Annotated in this window: 17 protein-coding genes and 1 other RNA gene; 15 read left to right on the top strand and 3 right to left on the bottom strand. The window is 69.8% G+C overall.

Annotated elements, in window-relative coordinates:
- The first annotated feature begins 11 nt into the window (after positions 1 to 11).
- From BM199_RS22920 to BM199_RS22865, 12 genes are all read left to right on the top strand, one after another.
- Positions 12 to 749: a zinc ribbon domain-containing protein gene (locus BM199_RS22920; protein ID WP_091675375.1), complete on the top strand. Its 738-nt coding sequence runs from the start codon at positions 12 to 14 to the stop codon at positions 747 to 749.
- Positions 750 to 833: 84 nt separating this feature from the next.
- On the top strand, positions 834 to 1,976 hold the full coding sequence (locus BM199_RS22915) for a bifunctional RNase H/acid phosphatase (RefSeq protein ID WP_177242750.1): 1,143 nt from the start codon (positions 834 to 836) through the stop codon (positions 1,974 to 1,976).
- A gap of 52 nt (positions 1,977 to 2,028) precedes the next feature.
- Positions 2,029 to 2,430: RNase P RNA component class A (rnpB, locus tag BM199_RS22910), an RNA gene on the top strand.
- A 106-nt stretch (positions 2,431 to 2,536) separates the two neighbouring features.
- Complete coding sequence (locus tag BM199_RS22905; RefSeq protein WP_091675483.1) at positions 2,537 to 3,403, top strand: SCO6745 family protein; 867 nt, start codon at positions 2,537 to 2,539, stop codon at positions 3,401 to 3,403.
- A gap of 532 nt (positions 3,404 to 3,935) precedes the next feature.
- A complete protein-coding gene (locus BM199_RS22900) occupies positions 3,936 to 4,202 on the top strand; it encodes a hypothetical protein (RefSeq protein ID WP_091675374.1) in 267 nt (88 codons plus the stop codon).
- Between the two features lie 12 nt (positions 4,203 to 4,214).
- Positions 4,215 to 4,691, top strand: a complete 477-nt coding sequence (locus BM199_RS22895; RefSeq protein WP_091675373.1) for a hypothetical protein — start codon at positions 4,215 to 4,217, stop codon at positions 4,689 to 4,691.
- 3 nt (positions 4,692 to 4,694) lie between these two features.
- Positions 4,695 to 7,748: an ATP-binding protein gene (locus tag BM199_RS22890; protein ID WP_091675372.1), complete on the top strand. Its 3,054-nt coding sequence runs from the start codon at positions 4,695 to 4,697 to the stop codon at positions 7,746 to 7,748.
- Between the two features lie 150 nt (positions 7,749 to 7,898).
- A complete protein-coding gene (locus BM199_RS22885) occupies positions 7,899 to 10,034 on the top strand; it encodes a magnesium transporter (protein WP_091675371.1) in 2,136 nt (711 codons plus the stop codon).
- 3 nt (positions 10,035 to 10,037) lie between these two features.
- Positions 10,038 to 10,649 (top strand): hypothetical protein, encoded by a 612-nt coding sequence (locus BM199_RS22880; protein ID WP_091675370.1) that lies wholly within the window; start codon positions 10,038 to 10,040, stop codon positions 10,647 to 10,649.
- A gap of 51 nt (positions 10,650 to 10,700) precedes the next feature.
- The gene (locus BM199_RS22875; RefSeq protein ID WP_091675369.1) at positions 10,701 to 11,696 is read left to right on the top strand and encodes a C40 family peptidase; all 996 of its coding nucleotides are present in this window, start codon (positions 10,701 to 10,703) and stop codon (positions 11,694 to 11,696) included.
- A gap of 96 nt (positions 11,697 to 11,792) precedes the next feature.
- Entirely contained in the window at positions 11,793 to 12,821 is a 1,029-nt protein-coding gene (locus tag BM199_RS22870) for a hypothetical protein (RefSeq protein WP_091675368.1), read from the top strand.
- 50 nt (positions 12,822 to 12,871) lie between these two features.
- Entirely contained in the window at positions 12,872 to 13,069 is a 198-nt protein-coding gene (locus BM199_RS22865; protein WP_091675367.1) for a hypothetical protein, read from the top strand.
- A gap of 32 nt (positions 13,070 to 13,101) precedes the next feature.
- Here the strand turns inward: BM199_RS22865 and BM199_RS22860 are convergent, their stop codons facing one another.
- Positions 13,102 to 14,073: an ATP-binding protein gene (locus BM199_RS22860; RefSeq protein ID WP_091675366.1), complete on the bottom strand. Its 972-nt coding sequence runs from the start codon at positions 14,071 to 14,073 to the stop codon at positions 13,102 to 13,104.
- A 132-nt stretch (positions 14,074 to 14,205) separates the two neighbouring features.
- On the opposite strand from BM199_RS22860, the gene BM199_RS22855 reads away from it, so the two are divergent.
- From BM199_RS22855 to BM199_RS22845, 3 genes are read left to right on the top strand one after another with little or no spacing between them, the layout of a single operon-like run.
- Positions 14,206 to 15,615 (top strand): RNB domain-containing ribonuclease, encoded by a 1,410-nt coding sequence (locus tag BM199_RS22855; protein WP_091675365.1) that lies wholly within the window; start codon positions 14,206 to 14,208, stop codon positions 15,613 to 15,615.
- Positions 15,616 to 15,620: 5 nt separating this feature from the next.
- Entirely contained in the window at positions 15,621 to 16,043 is a 423-nt protein-coding gene (locus tag BM199_RS22850; protein ID WP_091675482.1) for a DUF4326 domain-containing protein, read from the top strand.
- Entirely contained in the window at positions 16,040 to 16,828 is a 789-nt protein-coding gene (locus BM199_RS22845; protein WP_091675364.1) for a helical backbone metal receptor, read from the top strand. The genes BM199_RS22850 and BM199_RS22845 overlap by 4 nt, the downstream gene beginning before the upstream one ends.
- A gap of 4 nt (positions 16,829 to 16,832) precedes the next feature.
- Here the strand turns inward: BM199_RS22845 and BM199_RS22840 are convergent, their stop codons facing one another.
- A complete protein-coding gene (locus tag BM199_RS22840; protein WP_091675363.1) occupies positions 16,833 to 17,612 on the bottom strand; it encodes a cache domain-containing protein in 780 nt (259 codons plus the stop codon).
- Between the two features lie 43 nt (positions 17,613 to 17,655).
- A complete protein-coding gene (locus BM199_RS22835) occupies positions 17,656 to 18,399 on the bottom strand; it encodes a FadR/GntR family transcriptional regulator (protein ID WP_091675481.1) in 744 nt (247 codons plus the stop codon).
- Positions 18,400 to 18,484 lie beyond the last annotated feature (85 nt).

Genomic DNA, 18,484 nt, shown 5'->3' with positions numbered 1-18,484 from the left:
GAGAACACAAAGTGAAGGCAGATCCAGCCGTGCAGCGGCAGCTGCTCGACCTCGCCAAGGTCGACGCCGAGCTGTCCCGTATCGCGCACCGCCGTCGCACGCTGCCCGAGCTGACCGAGATCGCCGAGGTGGAGAAGACCCTGCGGGAGCGCAAGGACGCGCTGGTGGCCGTGCAGACGTCGGCCTCGGACATGGACCGGGACGTGGCGCGGCAGGAGCGCGAGGTCGAGTCCGTGCGGGCGCGGGAGGACAAGGACCGCAAGCTGCTCGCTTCCGGTTCCGTCTCGCCGAAGCAGCTGACCGACCTCGAACACGAGCTGGCGACGCTCGAGCGCAGGCAGTCCGCGCTGGAGGACGACCTGCTGGAGTTGATGGAACGCCGGGAGGCGCTCGAACTCGACGCCCAGCGCACCGGCGCGGAGGTCGACAAGGCCGAGCAGCAGCTCGCCGAAGCGGCCCGCAGGCGCGACGACGTCCTCGCGGATCTGGAGGCAACGGAGGCTCGGCGTACCACCGAGCGCACCGCCCTCGTACCCCGCTTCCCCGAAGACCTGCTCAACCTCTACGAGCGCGTGCGGGCGCAGAAGGGCATCGGCGCGTCCCTGCTGCGTGCGCGCAAGTGCGGCGCCTGCCAGCTGGAACTGGACCGCAACACCGTCGCCGAGATCAAGACGACGGCGGAGGACGACGTCGTCCGCTGCGACAACTGCGGTGCCATTCTCGTGCGGACTCTGGAGTCAGGCCTATGAGTGTGGGTTGGGTCGGGTCTGCGGAGGAGGTCCGCACCATTGGATGCTGTCGGACGCTGGAATCGGGTCTGTGAGTTGGGACCTGTGACGGATCGGGTGATCGTCGAGGCCGACGGGGGTTCCCGGGGCAACCCCGGCCCTGCCGGGTACGGCGCCGTGGTCAAGGACGCCGAGACCGGCGAGGTGCTGGCCGAGCGCAGCGAGGGACTGGGTATCGCCACCAACAACGTGGCCGAGTACCAAGGGCTCATCGCCGGGCTGGAGGCGGCGGCCGAGCTCGGTGCGTCCACAGTGGACGCCATGCTGGATTCCAAGCTCGTCGTCGAGCAGCTGTCGGGCCGCTGGAAGATCAAGAACGCCGCGCTGCAGCCGCTCGCGCAACGAGCACGGGAACTCATGGCCGGATTCGACCGTGTGCGGTTCGAGTGGATCCCGCGTGCCCGCAACGCCCACGCCGACCGGCTCGCCAACGAGGCGATGGACACCCAGGCCGGGATCGCACCGAAACACACGGCCGAGGTGGCGCGGCAGGCCGAGCTCGGCGACCCGGACCCGGACCCCGACCGGGCCCCGGTCCGCTGGTCCGGCGCGACCGGGACACCGACCCGGCTGCTGCTACTGCGCCACGGCCAGACATCGATGTCAGTGGACCGGCGCTACTCCGGGCGCGGGGACGTGTCGCTGACCGATGCCGGCGCGCAGCAGGCGGCCGCGGCCGCGAAGCGGCTCGCCTCGATGGACGGCCTGGTCATCGGCGGGGAGGCGGCGCCGATCATCGCCTCGCCGCTCACCAGGGCACGGCAGACGGCGGAGGCGGTGGCCGACGCGCTCGGCGGCCGGGTGAGCACGCACCCCGGCCTGCTGGAGACGGACTTCGGGGACTGGGAGGGACTGACGTTCGGCGAGGCCGCCGAACGCGACCCGGACCTGCACCGCGAGTGGCTCGGTGACCCCTCGGTGCCCGCACCGAACGGCGAGAGCTTCGATGCCGTGCACCGCAGGGTGCGCCGCGCCCGCGACGAACTGCTGGCGACCTACGGGGGTCGCACGATCGTCGTCGTCAGCCACGTCACGCCGATCAAGTCGCTGCTCCGGATGGGTCTGGACGCGGGCCCTTCACTGCTGTTCCGGCTGCACCTGGACCTGGCCTCGCTGTCGGTGGTCGAGTTCTATCCCGACGGCAACGCCTCGGTCCGCCTGGTGAACGACACCTCCCACCTGAGCTGAAGGGGTCATCCCGGTGTCCGGGCCGGTCGGTCGCTACCCTGGACGGTGCGGACGAGCTGGCAGGGCGGTCGCGACGCCGCGTCTCGGCGCGGTTTCGAGGAAAGTCCGGACTCCGCAGGGCAGGGTGGTTGCCAACAGCAACCCGGGGTGACCCGCGGGACAGTGCCACAGAAAACAGACCGCCTGCCGCGCGAGCGGCGGGTAAGGGTGAAACGGTGGTGTAAGAGACCACCAGCGCCCCGGGTGACCGGGGCGGCTCGGTAAACCCCACCCGGAGCAAGGCCAAGAGGGAGTTCACGCTCCTGCGCAGGCGTTCGAGGACGGCCCGTCCGATGCCTGCGGGTAGGCCGCTAGAGCCTGTCGGCGACGGCAGGCCGAGATGGATGGCCGCCCATCGCGGTGCCGCTACGGCGCACCGCGTGGACAGGATCCGGCTTACATGCCAGCTCGTCCGCGCCCCCTCGCACTTTCCCGGGAAAGTGCGGTACTTGCGCGTGCACACACGGCACTTTCCCGGGAAAGTGCCGTTACGTGTCGTACCCTCCGGTAGGTTGATGACCATGGATCAGGACGATGCGAGCAAGGTCGCCTTCCGGTGCAATCGCGTGCTGGAGCCCCTCCACTCGATGATCTACTTCGCGCCTGAGGCGGAAGAGCGCTACACCGAAGCCGGCCTGCGGCCCGGCCGGATGGGGTACTTCGCCAGCCGATCCGCCCCGATGGGCGCGGTCGGCGCGGGCCTCGTGGCCGCGACCTTCTTCAACTTCAATCCCGAACTGGTCGCCCGGCACATTCCGCGTGCCTGGACGCTGGCCACACCGGAGCGGGTTCTCGAGGCCCGCTTCGCCGCCGCCGATGCCGCGCTGCGCAGGCTGCTCGGCGAGGACACGATCACCTCAGGCGAACTCGACGAGGCCGCGAAGCTGGCCAGGCAGGCCGCCGAGGGGTGTCTGCCGGAGGGCCGCCCGCTGTACGCCGCCCACGCCGACCTCGAATGGCCGGAGGAACCGCACCTCGTGCTCTGGCACGCGGTCTCGCTGTTGCGTGAGTTCCGGGGCGACGGGCACATCGCGGCGCTCATCGCGGCCGGATTCAACGGATTGACCGCCATCGTCAGCCACACCGCCACCGGCAAGGGCTTCCTCGAGCCGATCGCGAAGAAACTGCGTGGCTGGTCGGACGAGCAGTGGGCGGGCGCGGTCGAGCACCTGCGGGAGGCCGGACTGCTCGATGAGGACGGCTCGCTGACCGAGCAGGGCGCCGCTCTGCGTAGCGAGGTCGAGGCCGTGACCAACCGCGCTGCCGCTGTGCCGTGGTCCCTCCTCGGTGGGGAGAAGGCCGAGCGCCTGCACGATCTCGGGCGGGCACTGAGCCGGACCGCCGTGGCCGCGGGGGCCTTCCCGGACGGCGTCTTCGCCGGTCGCTGACTGACCGGGACGTTTCCGGAAAGCAAATTCCTCCACATCAGTTTTTGATCACTCACGGTGACGAAAACGGCGAGCGGGGCGGCACCCGAACTGTTTTCCCTTCTCCTTCGGTTGATCGTTTTACCGCCAGCCCACAATGCGGTCGGTCACCGGGCAGAGGCCGATGCGGCCTCCTTTCGGGGCATGGTTCACTGGTTGCATCGCATTGACGCCGAATGCCGGATACCCAGAGTGAGTTGGATCCTCGCGACCGGGTGAGTCCATCGGCACACTACGAAATCCGGGTGGAGTGCCTCGATACTGAGTGGATTCACGGTGATGATGGAGAGCGACCAGTTGAGGAAGAATCGGCCGTAGTGCGCGCTGGGCAAGAAGCCCTCAGGTGTGGAAGGGCCCTTTGACCACTACCCCTTGTAACGCCATGATGTTCTGTGAACACGGCAAGTGTTGGAACTGGCAAGTGTTGGAACCACAGTGGGGTGCACGACCGTGCGCCCCGCACAACCACGCTCCGCGCAACTTGGAGTAAGCGATGACGATCATGACCCTTGCGGCACTGGCGCAGGACGGCGAGCTCGGAACGGGCGGCGTCCGCACCTGGCTGCTCGACAACGTGGTTCCGCTGGTGTTGCTCGCCGTGGCGCTGCTGCTGCTCTGGCTGGGCGGCGGCAAGGGCGACAACGCCGGAGTCATGCGCCGCCTGGCCGGCGTGGTGGTCGCGCTGGCGATCATCGGCCTCGCGGTCAGTGGCGCGGGTGTCGACGTCGGCGAATGGATCGCCGGCCTGTTCACCGGCTGAGGTGCTTCGGCCTTGCGAATCCGAACCGATGACGACGTCTACCGGGTCGATGCCGTATGGCTCGGCCCGCCGAAGGCCACCTTTCCGTGGCGGGCCAGGTACGTGGCGTGGGGCGTCGGCGTTCCGGTGTTCCTGCTGGTGCTGACCGTCGAACGGCAGATGGGCTTCAGCTTCGGCTTCTTCTCGACGGCCTGGGCCTTCGTCATCACCATCGTCATCACCAGGTTCATCACCGCCAAGATCAGCCACGAGCGCCCGCTCGGGTCGGTCATGACGATGTGGGCCAGGGAACTGCGAACTCCACGTGAGCGGACCAGCGGGTCCGGCGGCGCGGTCAGTGCCAGCAAGGTGCGGGTGCGGACCGAACGGCCGAGACCCAAGTCGAGGACGAGAGGGCCGAGAACGAGAGGGGCCACGCCACCACCCAGAACCCAGCACAGCCCAGCACGAGCGCGCCGTGGCCGGCCTCCGGCCCCGGTCGGGAGGTAGTCGTTGTTCGGTCGCGGCGGAAGCCGGCAGAAGCGGGAGCAGGACCTGCCCCTGGCCGCCAGTTCCTGGCAGCCTGGTCAGGCACAGCAGCCACAGCAGCGCCCGGTGCCGGCACAGTCGAAGGCTGCGCAGAGATCTGCGCAGTCCAGGTCAGCACAGGCGAAGAAGGCCAACTCGGGTAAGAAGGGCAGGAGACTGCCCGGCGAACAGTCGGTACCGACCTACACCCCCTCGATCGCGGCAAGAAGCATCGACGGGCACCTGCTGCGTACCGGGCACGAGGTCTACGCCTGGTACCGGCTCGCGCCGCAGCGCTGGTCGTTCCGGTCGGACTCGCAGCGACGTGACCTCATCGCGGCCATCGCCGGGCAGTACGCCGAGCTGCAGGGCCGGTGGCTGCACCTGCGCGTGACCAACCGGCCGTACCCGATCCGGATGTGGGCCGAGTCCCACGTCCACAACGCCGTCGGCCGCCCGCCGGACAGCCCCGGCGCCCTCTCCTTCGACGAGTACCTGATCGGTGAGCAGCAGCAGCTGATGGGCCGATCGATGGCGGAGAAGGAGGTCTACATCGGGGTCCAGGTGCAGACCAGGGGAGTGATGGACCGTGCCGTGGAGCGTGCGGCCCCGCTGCTGCGCAAGATTCTGCCCGAGGCCGTGGACGCCGAGCTGACCGCGCTCGACTCCGAGGTCGAGCACCTCGACCAGGTGATCGGTTCCGCCGGGCTGGAGGGCAGGCCCGCGCACGCCGAGGAGATGTCCTGGCTGATGCACCGGTCCTGTTCGCTGGGCCTGCCGGCCCCGCGCAACCTGCCCGCCGTGCCGGGCGCCGCCTGGGAGCCGGAGGACCTGGCCAGCTTCACCGACGCCGCGGACTTCCACGCCGATCCGTACGCCCCGACGGTCACCGTGCGCGGACGCACCGGTTCCAACGCCGGGGTGTCCCGGCACGTCGCGGTGCTCACCGTCGGCCAGATGCACGGCCTGCAGATCCCGGAGGTCGACGACCCCTGGGTGCAGCACGCCGATCGCCTCGCCGGTGCGGTTGAGTGGTCCGCGCGCATCTACGTGCGCAGGCCGGAGGAGGTCGCGGGCGAGCTGCAGCGACAGATGAACAAGGTGCGCTCGCAGGTGAAGCACTACACCGACGAGCACGAGCTGGAACCGCCGCAGTCGCTGGCCAGGCAGGCCTCTCGCGTGCTGGAGATCGACGACGAGATGACGTCGGGATTCACCGCGCTGGCCACCCGGGTCCGGTCCTGGTGGCGGCTTGCCGTATCCGGGCCGACCGAGCGCGACGCGCTGCGCATGGCACAGCAGTTGCTCGACCTGTACAAGCCGAAGATCGCGATCGAGCATCCCGAGGCGCAGTACGCGATGGCCAGGGAGTTCATCCCCGGCGAGCCGCTGGCCTCGGCCGCCTACATGCGCCGCGGCTCGGTCGTCTGGGCCGCGTCGTCCGTGCCGACGGCCACCGCGGAGGTCGGCGACCGGCGGGGCATCCTGCTCGGCGAGACCTGCACCGCCACCCGGCGTCCGGTGGCCTGGGACCCGTGGATGGCACAGGAGATCCGGGACGGCTCCGGCCTCACCGCGATGGTGGCCGGCCTCGGTGGCGGCAAGTCCTTCCTCGGTGGTGGCATCGTCTACAAGACGCTGCGATCGGGGGCCCACTGGACGATCCTGGATCCGTCGGGGCCCCTGTCCCGGCTGTGCGACCTGCCGGAGATCCGGCCCTACGCGCGGCCGATCAACCTGCTCAACGCCCAGCCCGGCATCCTCAATCCGTACCGGGTGGTGGCCGAGCCGCAGCTGGACCACTTCCTGGACGAGGAGGACCCGGAGCGGGCATGGCGTCGGGAACGCGCGCTGGCCGGCGCCACCCGGCGCCGACTTGTGCTCGACGTGCTCGCCGGGGTGCTGCCGTACGAGGTTTCCCGGATGGCGCAGACCCGGATCGTCCTGCTGCGCGCCGTGCGCGCGGTCGGTGGTCGCTTCGATGCCGATCCGGGCCAGGTGATCGACGCACTGCGCAGGGACTCCAGCGAGCACCACGAGCATGCCGTGGTCGTGGCCGACTTCCTGGACGAGATGCGTGAGCGGATGTCGCTGCTCATCCCGGAGTCCGGTGCCGATCCGTACTCCGAGACCCGCGACGACCGGCTCACCGTGCTGACCATGGCGGGGCTCACCCTGCCGAAGGACGGCGTTGGCCGGGAACACTGGACCGACGCCGAGGCGCTCGGTGTGGAGATGCTCAACCTGGCCGCCTGGCTGACCCAGCGGTCGGTCTACGAGAAGCCCAAGGATCTGCGCAAGGGCGTCTGGATCGACGAGGCGTTCTTCCTCTCCGAGGTGCCGACCGGGCGGGTCCTGATGAACCGGTTCGCCCGTGACTCCCGGAAGTGGAACGTCCGGGTGCTGCTGTCCTCGCAGATCCCGGCGGACTTCCTGAAGATCCAGGGTTTCGTGGCGCTGCTCGACTCGGTGTTCGTCGGCAGGCTCGACGACGACGAGGCGCAAGCGGACGCGCTGCGCCTGCTCAAGGTGCCCGTCGGAGTCGGCTACGAGCAGGTCGTCGCGGCTCTGGGCAGGCGTCCCGGCGGGCAACGGGGCCTCGATCGGGACCGGGAACCGAGGCAGTTCATCTTCGGCGACGGCGCCGGTGGCGTCGAGCGCATCCGGGTGGACTTCTCCGGGCCGCACCTGGAGCACCTGCGGGCCGCGATGGACACCACACCTGGTTCGAAGGACGCGCGGGTCGCTGACGGCGGGCGCGTTGTCGGAGCGGACGAACCCGAGGACGAGCAGCGGCCGTACGTCGCCGCCCCGCCGGAAGACGACTTCGCGGGCAAACTCGACAACGAACTGGAAGAGGACCTCGAACGGGCAGCCGAACTGGAGGTCGGCCTCACCGAGGAGCAGGTACTCAACACGCCGCCGGGCGGGCAGCCGGACGACCAGCCACCGGAGCGGCCGGAACAGCGTTCGCCGAACGGGCGCGAGCAACAGCATGCGGGAGCGGGAAAAAACGGCACCGGCCGGGACGCGGCATGAGCAAACCTGCACGAGGTGACGCGGGGCAGTTCTGTGGTGAGGGGCGAATGCCCTGCACGCGGAGCGGAGCGAGGCCGGGTGACACTGCATGAGCAAACCTGCACGAGGTGACGTGGGTGGCCCCTGTGCCGACGGGGCCGGTGATTCGCCGTGATCACGCTGTTGACGGTTCTGTCGCTGCTGCTCCTCGCCCGGTGTTGGCAGGTGGCCCGGCGGCGTCGCCGTCGAGGCGAGCCGGTGCTGGGCAAGGCGGGCAGGCGCAGCGCGGCCACGCAGCGGCGTTCCGCGCTGCTGATGGTGGTCGCGATCCTCGGTCTGCAGGCCCTGTTCCTCGGGCCGTCGGCCTCCGCCGCGGCCTGCGGCGAGGCGCCCAACCCCGAGCGGCCTGGTTCGGGGATGGTCGGCGCGCTCGACCCGGCGCACAGCCAGGGCGAGGCGGGCAGCGCCTACTTCGACTACAGCTACGCGGGTGCCGTGTGGCACGTGTTCGAGACCGACTGCGGACCGTTGTCCGGTATCACCGACCCGAACTCGACCATCGACACGTGGGCGGGCAACCAGCTGTTCAACCTCGGCAAGAACATCGTCGGGGCGACCAACTCGCTGCACTACACGGTGATGAAGGGTGGCCTGCTCACCCCGCTCTACGACGCCGTGCGGTCCGGGGCGGAGAAGGTCTACAACAACATCTACGGCCAGCTGTTCGGGCTGGCCGCGCTGTTGCTGGCGATCATGTTGTTCCGCAACATCTGGCGCGGTGACCTGTCCGCGGTCAGCAAGCGGGCGCTGTACGCACTTGCCGGGGTGTGGCTGGCCGCGTCGTCGTTCGCGATGTTGCGGTTCTACGACGAGATCGACTCGGCGATCGTGCAGACCACGACGAACATCCAGGCCGGGTTCGTGGACGAGTCGGAGAACCGGGTCATCCGGCACGTGCTGCCGACCAATCTGCACAACGAGGTCGTCTACAAGAACTGGTTGCGCGGTGAGTTCGGCTCTCCGGAGGCGCCACAGGCCGAGCAGTTCGGCAGGCCGTTGCTGGACGCCCAGGCCTTCACCTGGGCCCAGGTCCGCGACGGCGCGGACGCCGACCAGGCGGTCGTCGACGCGAAGAAGGCGGAGTTCAAGGAGATCTCCACCCAGCTGGGCCCGGCCACCGGGTACTTCACCGGTGAGGACGGCAGCCGTACCGGATCCGGTCTGCTGGCCTTCCTGCAGAGCCTGGTCTACTCGCTGTTCCAGCTCTTCGCCAAGGCCGCCGTGCTACTGGCACAGGTGCTGGTGCGGCTGTTCACCCTGACCGCGCCGTTGATCGGGCTCGTCGCCCTGCTGCACCACGACATCCTGCGCAGGGTGGCGAAGGTGGCGGGCGCCGTCGCGTTCAACCTGGTGGTGCTCTCGGTGCTCGCGGGGGTGCACGCGCTGCTCCTGCAGGCGATCTTCGACGCGGGCAGCGCGCTGTCGATGCTCACCCAGATGGTGATGGCCGGGCTGGTGACGATCCTGCTGTTCCTCGTCGGCAGGCCGGGACGACGGCTCTGGCAGATGGTCGAGATGTCGGTCGGGATGGTCGGCTCGGCCGTACCGTCGCCGAAGAGCGGGCTGTTCTCCCGGTTCCGCAAGCAGCAGGAGGGGCCGACACCGCAGGACGAGTTCTGGCAGAACGTCCGCGACACCGACGACGTCGCGGGCAACGCGGAGAAGCGCGGCCCGCTCGGCGCGACGGTCGGTGGCAGGCGGGTCCGGCCGGAGGCGAGCACGGTGTTCGCGAGTGCCCAGCGAATGGACGGCGCGGCGGCTGGGCAGCGTCCCGCCGCTGCCTGGTCGGGAGCGTGGCCCGGTGGCGAGGTGTCGGGTCCTGGTTCACGGCCCGGGCTGCCTGCGGGTGGCACGGGTGCCGAGTACCCCGCCTTCCGCCCAGGAGTCGGTGCGCCGGGGGACTACATGCCCGCCGGATCAATCGGTCAGGGCGCGGGCTTCACCGCGGCGGCGAGCAGGCGGGTGGACACCGCGCCGGTGTCCGATCGCCGATGGGACCGGGGCGAGGACCCCGATCCCGTCGTGGTGCCCTCCCGGATGTCCGCGGTCGGTGCGGACACCGGCGGGTACCAGCGTTCGCCTGCGCAGCTGGCCTACACCCCGGACGTTCCACAGCCGAGGACCGGTCCCCGGCGAGTGGATCCGGAGGTCGTCGCAGGCAAGCCGGTGTTCGTGCTGTACCGGCCATCGCGAGGCCTTGAGGTCCGGGAGGACTTCAGGGACACCGACCGTGCGGTGCGGGGGTAGCCGATGCCGATCAGGACCAACCGCGGCAGGGCCGCCGTCTATCGCAAACTGTGGGGCTGGCCGTTGCGCTCGCCCGTGCACCTCGCGGGAACCCTCGTTGTCCTGCTCGCCGTCGTGGTGACGCTGGGCATCGTGATACCGCAGCTGCCGGGCGGTGACAGCGGATCTGGTCCGAGCGCCGCCACGGGTGAGTCGTCGCAGAACGAGGGGGACTCGACCACCGGGTCGGATGAGTCGGATCAGGACGGCAGCAAACCCCTGCCGACACGCCTGACCGAGCCGAGGGAGACCCCGACGCCGGACGACCCCGACCCCGCGGCGCTGCGGGTCGCGGAGCAGTGGGCGACGGCGTGGGTGAACCATCCCGAGGGCATGACCGTCGAGCAGTGGCTGGACGGCCTGCGTCCCTACACCACCGAGGAGTACCTCCCGGTGATGTCGACGGTGGAACTCGCCAACATCCCTGCCACCAAGGTGGCAGGCAAGGCCACCGCCACCAGTGCCTTCACCAGTTCGGTCGAGGCCGAGGTACCGACCGACGGACCCACGCTCAGCCTGACCGTGGTGCAGACCAACGCGGGCTGGCGGGTCGCGCACTACGACGAGGCGGGCTAGGCCGTGATCCGCGGGTGCTCGGTGTCGCCCCACCTGGGGGTGGGGTAGACGATGCGTATCGGAATTCTGGTCGGGGTGCTCGTCACCGCCGTGTTCGCGGCCGTGCTGACCACGGGCACGGTCGCCAAGGTCGTCGGTGACCAGGCGCAGCTGGAAGCGCAGGGGGTGACCAACCTCAGCTGTGAGGCCGCGGTCGGTCCTTCACAACCGGGGCAGGGCAACGGCGAGGCGGACGCGGCCAATCTCGAGGAGGAACAGCTCGCCATCGTCGCGCTGATCATCTCCATCGGCAAGCAGCGGAACATGTCGCCGAGGGCGTGGCAGGTGGCCATCCAGGCGGGCATGACGGAGTCCGGGTTGCGCAACCTGAACTACGGTGACCGGGACTCACTCGGCATCTTCCAGATGCGGCCGTCGATGGGCTGGGGCACACCAGAGCAGGTGACCAACCCGCCGTACCAGGTCAACAAGTTCTACGACGTGCTCGAGGCCGTCCCGGACTGGGAGAATCTTCGTCCCGGCGCCGCCGCGCAGGCGGTGGAGCGTTCGGGTTTTCCCGACCGCTACCACAAGTGGGAGGCCATGGCCGTCCACCTGGTGGAGAACCTGGGGCAGGTCACCGACGCCGCGGGCTGCGGCGAGAGCGCCGGCGCCGTCCTGCCGCCGAACAAGGCGGCGGCCGCGGCGATCCAGTTCGCCCTGCGGGAGCAGGGTAAACCGTACGTGTGGGGGGCCACCGGCCCCGACTCCTACGACTGCTCCGGGCTGATGCTGCGGGCGTACGAGGCCGCGGGCATCAACCTGCCGCGCGTGTCCCGCGACCAGTACAAGGCGGGGGCGATGCTGCCGGTCGAGGAGGCCCAGCCGGGGGACCTGCTGTTCTGGGCCTACGACGAGGCAAATCCGAAGACTATTCATCATGTTGCGATGTACCTGGGTGACGGGAAGATTGTGGAAGCGCAGCAGAGTGGTGTGCCGGTGCACACCAGGTCGGTCTCGTGGGATGAGGGCGAACTCGTTGCGCAGGCCATCCGGCCCGGCGTCTGAGAGCGTGTTGGTGAACGGAGATTTGTGGCGATAGTGCCCCGAGAACGCGGAGTCGATCGTGACGCGCGTTTGCCCAAAGGACACTGAGAAGGGACTATGGCGAAGAAGTTCGGCAAGCGGGGCAAGCCGCGGGGGCAGCAGCTCCCGGAGGACCCGCGGAACATGTTCGGTCCCCCGCAGCTGCCCCGGCCCTCGGGTCCACCCGCGTCCAGCACGCCCCTCGCGGACTACCTCGCGCACGGCTGGCCCGGGGTGGACTCGGGTTACGTCGTGCTGCCGCGTTCGCTGGCCGAGGGCATGTCGTTGCCGTGGCAGCAGCAACTCGTCCACCTGCTGGCGCAGTTCCACGAGCAGCACGGCAGGCTGACCTGGCCCATCTACCGGGTGGTTCCCTCCCGATACGAGCGACTTGTCGATCTGGACGAGGAGCAACTCGCCGAGGCGGGCTACCTGGTGGAGATCGACGTCGGCGGCGACATGGTCTATCGCGAGCGCAGCGGTCGCAAGGTCGAGGACCCGGACAACACGACCGTGCTGGTGTCCTGCCTGGACCCGATCGTGCCGCCCGTGGCCCGCCCGCAAGCCCGGCAGAGCGCCCCGCCGTCCGGTCCCGTTCCGCCGCCCGCGCACCAGCAGCCTGCGCCGCCACAACCGCCGCCGGCGCAGCCCCGCACGCCTGCGCCGATGAACATCGGACCACAGCCGGTGTGGCATACGACCCGGAGTGCGGCACCCGCGCCACCCGCGGAGTCGAAGCAGGCACCGCAGACGCAGGAGCGCGCGCAGCCGGCCCGGCAGGCGCAACCGTCAACGCCCCAGGCGGAGCAGCGACCCGAACCGCAGAGCCGGCCGCAGCAGAGCGCGCCGCAACCGAACACGGCCCCGCGACCGCAGGAGCCGTCGCCGGCCCCGGCGCGACCCGCCGAGCCGGCCCGGCAGGAGCCGGACACGCCGCCCAGAGGCGTCGGGATGCCCGGCGCGGGTGCGCGGGGCTGGTTCGACGAGTTGCCCGAGTCCGGAGAAACCGCCGCTGACCACGGTGAAGCCAAGGGTGCTGACGCCGAGGGCGAGCAGTTCGGGCCGACCGGCGACCCGACCGAGATTCCGTACCGCTACCGCCGGTGAGTAGTGGCCGCAGGGTGGCCCCGGCGCCGGATCGGTGCGAGGCTCGGTGCATGGCACCAGGAAGCGATCCGAATCCGGACACCGGCTGGTACTACAACACGCGAACCGGCGAGGTGGAACATCTCGAGCGGTCCCGTGCGATCGACCTGCTCGGCCCCTATCCCGACGAGGCGACCGCGCGCCGCGCGCTGGAGATCGCCAGGGAGCGGACCAGGAAGGCCGACGCGGAGGACGCCGAGTGGAACTGACCGGGCGGCTGAACCGGTAGCGGTTTGCGTGCTCAGCCCTCGCGGGCGCCGGCCAGCAGGCGGGGACCGGGGACGAAGCCGGGATCGACCTGTGCGGCGAGGTCGGCTCCAGCACGGTCGTTGCCCCACGCCCGCGCGTTGCGCAGATGGAACTCCACGGCCTGCTCCTGGTAGCGCTGCCAGTCCCTGGTGCTCGCGTCGACCAGGGAGAGCATCGTGGCCAGCACGTCCAGATTGTGCGACTCGAGTTGGCTGATCGGCCGTGGCCTGCCGCGTTCGGCGGCCCGCACATGCCCGGAACTGGTGATCCAGCCCAGCAGGTTTTCGCCGAGTTGTTCGCGCAGGAAGTCGACGTCGTCGTCCTCGGTGACCTTGTTGCCGACCACCGCGAGCCGGACCCCGAAGTCCCGCGCGTACTCGGCGTACTGCCGGTACACCCCCAGGCTCCGTACGGTGGGCTCGCAGACCAGGAAGGTGACGTCGAAGCGGGTGAACAGACCGGAGGCGAATGCGTCCGCTCCCGCGGTCATGTCCATGACCACGTACTCACCCGCGTCGTCGAGCAGGTGGTTGAGCAGCAACTCGGCGGCTCCCACCTTCGAGTGGTAGCAGGCGACGCCCAGCTCGTCGTCGGCGAATTTGCCGGTGACCGCGAGGCGGGCGCCGCCGACCTCCCGGAAGCACGCCTCGGAGATGGGGCTGTCCTCCATCGGACCCAGCAGCCGTGAACCCCGTCCTGGCGGAGTTGTCTTGATCATCGCGTCGGCGCTGGGGATCAAGGGGTTGTCACCGCGCAGGTAGTCCTTGATCAGCGGGAGGTGGTCACCGAGGGTCGGCAGGGCCGCCGCGTCCTCCTCGGTGGCACCCAGCGCGACGGCGAGGTGCTGGTTGATGTCGGCGTCGATGGCCAGGACGGGGTGCTGCGATGCGGACAGGTAGGCCGTGAAGAGCGAGGCCAGTGTGGTTTTTCCGCTGCCGCCCTTCCCGACGAAGGCAATCTTCACGCGGGACTCCAAATTCAGCCGAAGGTGGAATTGGTTTTCATTGCCGGTGAGGGCAAGGTACACCGTTCGGCCTACTCTCGAACGGGCGATACCGCGCCTGTCCCGGGTTAGGGTTGTCGTGTGGCTTCTCTCGTGATCCGTGCCCACGATGCGGGCGGCGACTTCGCCGCCCTGCGCACGGAGTTCGACCTGCCCGAATCCTTTTCCGCCGAGGTGCTGGCCGAAGCCGAACAGGTCGCGGGTGATCCGGTGGACGTCGACGGCGAACGCGAGGACGCCACCGGTCTGCCGCTGGTGACCATCGACCCGCCGGGCTCGAAGGATCTTGATCAGGCAGTGCTGATCGAGCGGCTGCGTTCCGGTGGCTTCCGGGTCCACTACGCGATCGCCGACCTCGCGGCCTTCGTGCCGCCGGGTGGCGCCGTCGACCGGGAGGCCCGCAGGCGGGGACAGACGCTGTACCTGCCGGACGGCACTGTGCCCATGCATCCGCCCGAGATCTCCGAGGGCGCGGCCAGTCTGCTGCCCGGCCAGGTCCGGCCGGCCGTGCTGTGGACGATCGACACCGACAGCGGCGCGGAACCCACCGAAATCCGGGTGCGCCGGGCACTGGTCCGCTCGACCGAGCAGTTCGACTACGAGGCGGTGCAGGCAGCGCTGACCGCGGGCAATCCGCATCCTGCGGTGGCGGCACTGCCGGAGCTCGGCAGGCTCCGGCGTGAACTCGCCGTCAGCAGGGGGGCGGTGGAACTGCAGCTGCCGGAGCAGGAAATCGGCTCCGACACCGACGGCGGATGGGTGCTCACGCAGCGGCCCCGGCACGACGTCGAGGCGTGGAACGCGGAGGTCTCCCTGCTCACCGGCATGTCGGCCGCCTCGATCATGATCGAGGCGGGAGTCGGCGTCCTGCGCACGTTGCCCGATGCCGAGCCCGACGCCGTCGAGTGGCTGCGTCGCTCCGCCGGGGCGCTCGGTATCGACTGGCCCGCCGAGGTCAGCGTCTCCGAACTGCTGGCGGGACTCGACGCGGGCAGGCCGGAGTCCCTCGCCCTCTACGCCGACACCACCCGGCTGCTGCGCGGTGCGGGGTACACGGCCTTCGACGGCAGCCCGCCCGAGTTGGCCACCCACGCGGGAATCGGTGGCCCCTATGCGCATGTCACCGCACCGATCCGCAGGCTGGTCGACCGCTTCGCAACCGAGGTCTGTCTGGCGGTGACGGCGGGCAGGGCCGTGCCACAGTGGGTGCGTGCCGCGTTGTCCGAGCTGCCCGCACTGATGGGAGCGTCGGACGCACTGGCCGCCAGGGTCGAGAAGGCCTGCCTCGAGCAGGTGGAGGCGTGGATCCTCGCCGAGCACGTCGGTGGCACCTTCAGCGCCGTGGTGCTGCGGGCCGAGGCGAACCGGGCGGAGATCCTGATCGAGGACCCGCCGGTCATCGGCAAGTGCGCGGGCGTGGACCTGCCGGAGGGGGAGCGGATCACCGTCCGGCTGACGGCGGTGGATCCGGAGAAGCGCAAGATCGCCTTCGAGCGAGCGTGACAGCGATGCCGGATATCGAACGACCCGATCTGCCGGAGTCGGCCGACCGGTGGAGCGCGGCGGAACGGGACATCGCCGAGGAGGTCCGGGGCGGCCGGTCCGTTCTGGTGAACGTGCGCAAGTCGGGGCCACACCGCAATCTCGTGCCCTGGCTGGTGGAGACCGGGCTGATCGTCTACATCGGCCACTCCGGCAACCGGCATTCGTGGCCGGAATCGGATTTCGCCAATCCGTTCGTCCGGGAGGGAAAGACCGACAGAGCGGCCATGGTGCGGCACTACCGGGAGTACCTCGAAGGCAGGCCGGACCTGCTCGAGCGAGTGCGCTCCGGCGAACTGAACGGAAGGGCCCTGGGTTGCTGGTGTGCGCCGGACCCATGTCATGGTGACGTGCTGCTCGAATTCACCGAAACCACGGAGAACCCATGAGGCAGGTGCTGTTCGACGACCTCGGCGAGGAGGTCGCCATCCCGGGCGAGGCGCGGCGAGTGGTCTCGCTCGTTCCCTCGCTGACCGAGGCCGTCGAGGTGAGCTCACCCGGAGCGCTGGTCGGCATCACCGACTACTGCACCCATCCCTCCGGCCTGGACGCCCGCCGTGTGGGCGGTTCGAAGTACCCGAAGGTGGACGAGGTCATCGAACTGAGTCCGGACCTGGTGCTCGCCAACTCGGAGGAGAACCGGCCCGAGGACGTGCAACGGTTGCGGGCCAACGGTTTCCCGGTGTGGGTCATGGAGGCGGCACCGACGGTGCCCGCCGCGCTGGGCTCGCTGCGCCGGATACTGACCCAGGCGCTGGATCTGTCCGAACCGGACTGGCTGGTCACCGCGGAGGAGCTGTGGCGCGAGGTCCTTCCCGAGCGCGCGCGGGCTCTCGTTCCGGTCTGGCGCAAGCCGTGGATCGTGCTGGGCAGGGACACCTTCGCCGGTGACCTGTTGCGCCGACTGGGCGTGTCCACTGTGTACTCGGATCACTCCGATCGCTATCCCCGCCCGAAGCTGGACGAGCTGCGTGCCTGCTTCGAGGAAGGGCGGGCGGACCTGCTCGTGCTGCCGGACGAGCCCTACGAGTTCACGTCGGACGACGGTCCGCAGTTCTTCCCCGGAGCCAGGTACGCACTGGTCTCCGGTCGGTATCTCACCTGGTACGGGCCTTCACTGGTGGACGCGCACCGCGAGTTGAGCTCGCCGATTGACGCCGCGCTCGGCGGCTGACCGCTCAGTCGCGGGTTCGGCCTGAGCGGTCGACGACGAGCAACGCGATCGGGGCGTCGCCGCAGCGCCGCAGTGTCGTCCCGTCCCGGTCCATGGTCTCGGCGCCAGAACTCCACCAGGCGGGGATGTCGATCTCACGCACGAGCGAACCCGTGCTCTGGCGCACGCTGTTGGACACGATCACCCTGCCCTGTGCGTTGACCAGCGCGGCACGCCCCGGCAGGGTGCGCAGCCGGGGCAGGAGCCGGTGTTCGCATTCCCGGACGAACACGTCCGCTCCGACGACCCCGGCGAAACCGGTCGGGGCGGGAACGGGCACGGTGAAGGTCATCGTGTACTCGTCGGTGCACAGGTAGTCCACGTACGGCCCGGTGATGTGCCTGCGCCCGGTGTCCCTCGGCACGGTGAACCATGACTGTCGGGTGTAGTCGAGGAAGTGGTCACTGGCGGGGTCGAGGCTGATGAAGAGCTGAGTCGGCCGTTCGTCGGCGACGGAGTTGCCCGACGTCCACCACTCGAAGCCGAACTCCTGGTCGGCGAGCACCTTCGGGGCGGCGATGAAGCCGGCGCCGACCACGAGGCCGCCCTGGCCGTCGAGGGTCTGGATGACCTGGTCGCGCAGGGTGGCCAGCCCCTGGCCGGTGACGCCGGTGGCCCCTCCCGCCGCGTCGAACAGGGCCTGCGTCCGTTCGCGCAGCGGTGCGAGACGGGCGAACACTCCTTCGGTGAGTGCGGAAACCTGCTCGACGACCTCGTCACCGACCAGCGTGCGCGTGTTCTTCACGTGGAACCACCTTGTTGCCGTAGCGGTCGCAGCAGCATAGGACTCAGGACTCCATCAGGCCTAGATGCAACTCAGCCAATCGGTCGATCGCCTCGAGGATGTGCTCCTCGGTGAGCCTGCGGGCGAGGTCCCCTTCGGCCTTCTCGATGGCCTCGGTGATCGCCCTGTGCTCCTCGTGTGCCGCCGAGTGCGCCCCCTGGTGTCCGGCGGGCAACCAGAGCAGCGCGCCCAGCTCACCCTGCAGTCGCACCTCCTGGTGGGTCAGCCGGGGCGACTGCGCGGCCGCGGCGACCTCCAGGTGAAAGTGCCGCTCGGCCCGTGATGCCTCCGCGCCCGAAGCGGCGCGCAGATCGTCGGCGGCCAGGTAGAGCCGCTCGACGTCCTCGGCCGAGCTGCGCTCCGCGGCCAGTCGCGCCGCGGCGCCCGCGATCGCGACGTAGTGGTCGCCGACGTCGCGCAGGTCGCTCAGGGTCACGGCCCGCAGGCGCTCCCGCCACCAGCCTCCGCCCGCGTCCTGCGGTGCCCGGACGAAACTGCCGCCGCTGCGCCCCCGCCTGGTCTCCACCAGTCCCTGCTGCCGCAGGGCCATCAGGGCTTCCCTGACCGTCACCGTGGACACCCCGAACTGGCTGGCGAGTTCGGTCTCGCTGGGCAGCTGCTCGGCATCGCTCAGCAGACCCAGGGTGATCGCGTCCACCAGTCTTCTGGTGACCGCCTCCACCCGCCCGGTCTGGTCGAGAGGCGCGAACATCGCCGTTCGCGCGCTGTGGGAGATCCGCCTGCGCATCCGTTCCCTCGGTTCCGTGCCTGTGTGCCCGCTGCCCATCCTGCGTCATCACCGGGCCAGCCCGCCCCCCGATAGAAGCAATCTT

This window comes from Amycolatopsis marina (assembly GCF_900111885.1).
In the GTDB taxonomy this organism is placed as follows: Bacteria; Actinomycetota; Actinomycetes; order Mycobacteriales; family Pseudonocardiaceae; genus Amycolatopsis; species Amycolatopsis marina.
The sequence above is the reverse complement of the archived record's forward strand: the minus strand, read 5'-3'. Positions and strand labels throughout refer to the sequence as shown.

What these genes read in the sequence shown, in the direction of transcription:
- BM199_RS22845 (WP_091675364.1), top strand. Translation starts at nt 16,040, where the DNA reads ATGAGGCAGGTGCTGTTCGACGACCTCGGCGAGGAGGTCGCCATCCCG.
- BM199_RS22850 (WP_091675482.1), top strand. Translation starts at nt 15,621, where the DNA reads ATGCCGGATATCGAACGACCCGATCTGCCGGAGTCGGCCGACCGGTGG.
- BM199_RS22870 (WP_091675368.1), top strand. Translation starts at nt 11,793, where the DNA reads ATGGCGAAGAAGTTCGGCAAGCGGGGCAAGCCGCGGGGGCAGCAGCTC.
- BM199_RS22865 (WP_091675367.1), top strand. Translation starts at nt 12,872, where the DNA reads ATGGCACCAGGAAGCGATCCGAATCCGGACACCGGCTGGTACTACAAC.
- BM199_RS22905 (WP_091675483.1), top strand. Translation starts at nt 2,537, where the DNA reads ATGGATCAGGACGATGCGAGCAAGGTCGCCTTCCGGTGCAATCGCGTG.
- BM199_RS22875 (WP_091675369.1), top strand. Translation starts at nt 10,701, where the DNA reads ATGCGTATCGGAATTCTGGTCGGGGTGCTCGTCACCGCCGTGTTCGCG.
- BM199_RS22900 (WP_091675374.1), top strand. Translation starts at nt 3,936, where the DNA reads ATGACGATCATGACCCTTGCGGCACTGGCGCAGGACGGCGAGCTCGGA.
- BM199_RS22835 (WP_091675481.1), bottom strand. Translation starts at nt 18,399, where the DNA reads ATGCGCAGGCGGATCTCCCACAGCGCGCGAACGGCGATGTTCGCGCCT.
- BM199_RS22880 (WP_091675370.1), top strand. Translation starts at nt 10,038, where the DNA reads ATGCCGATCAGGACCAACCGCGGCAGGGCCGCCGTCTATCGCAAACTG.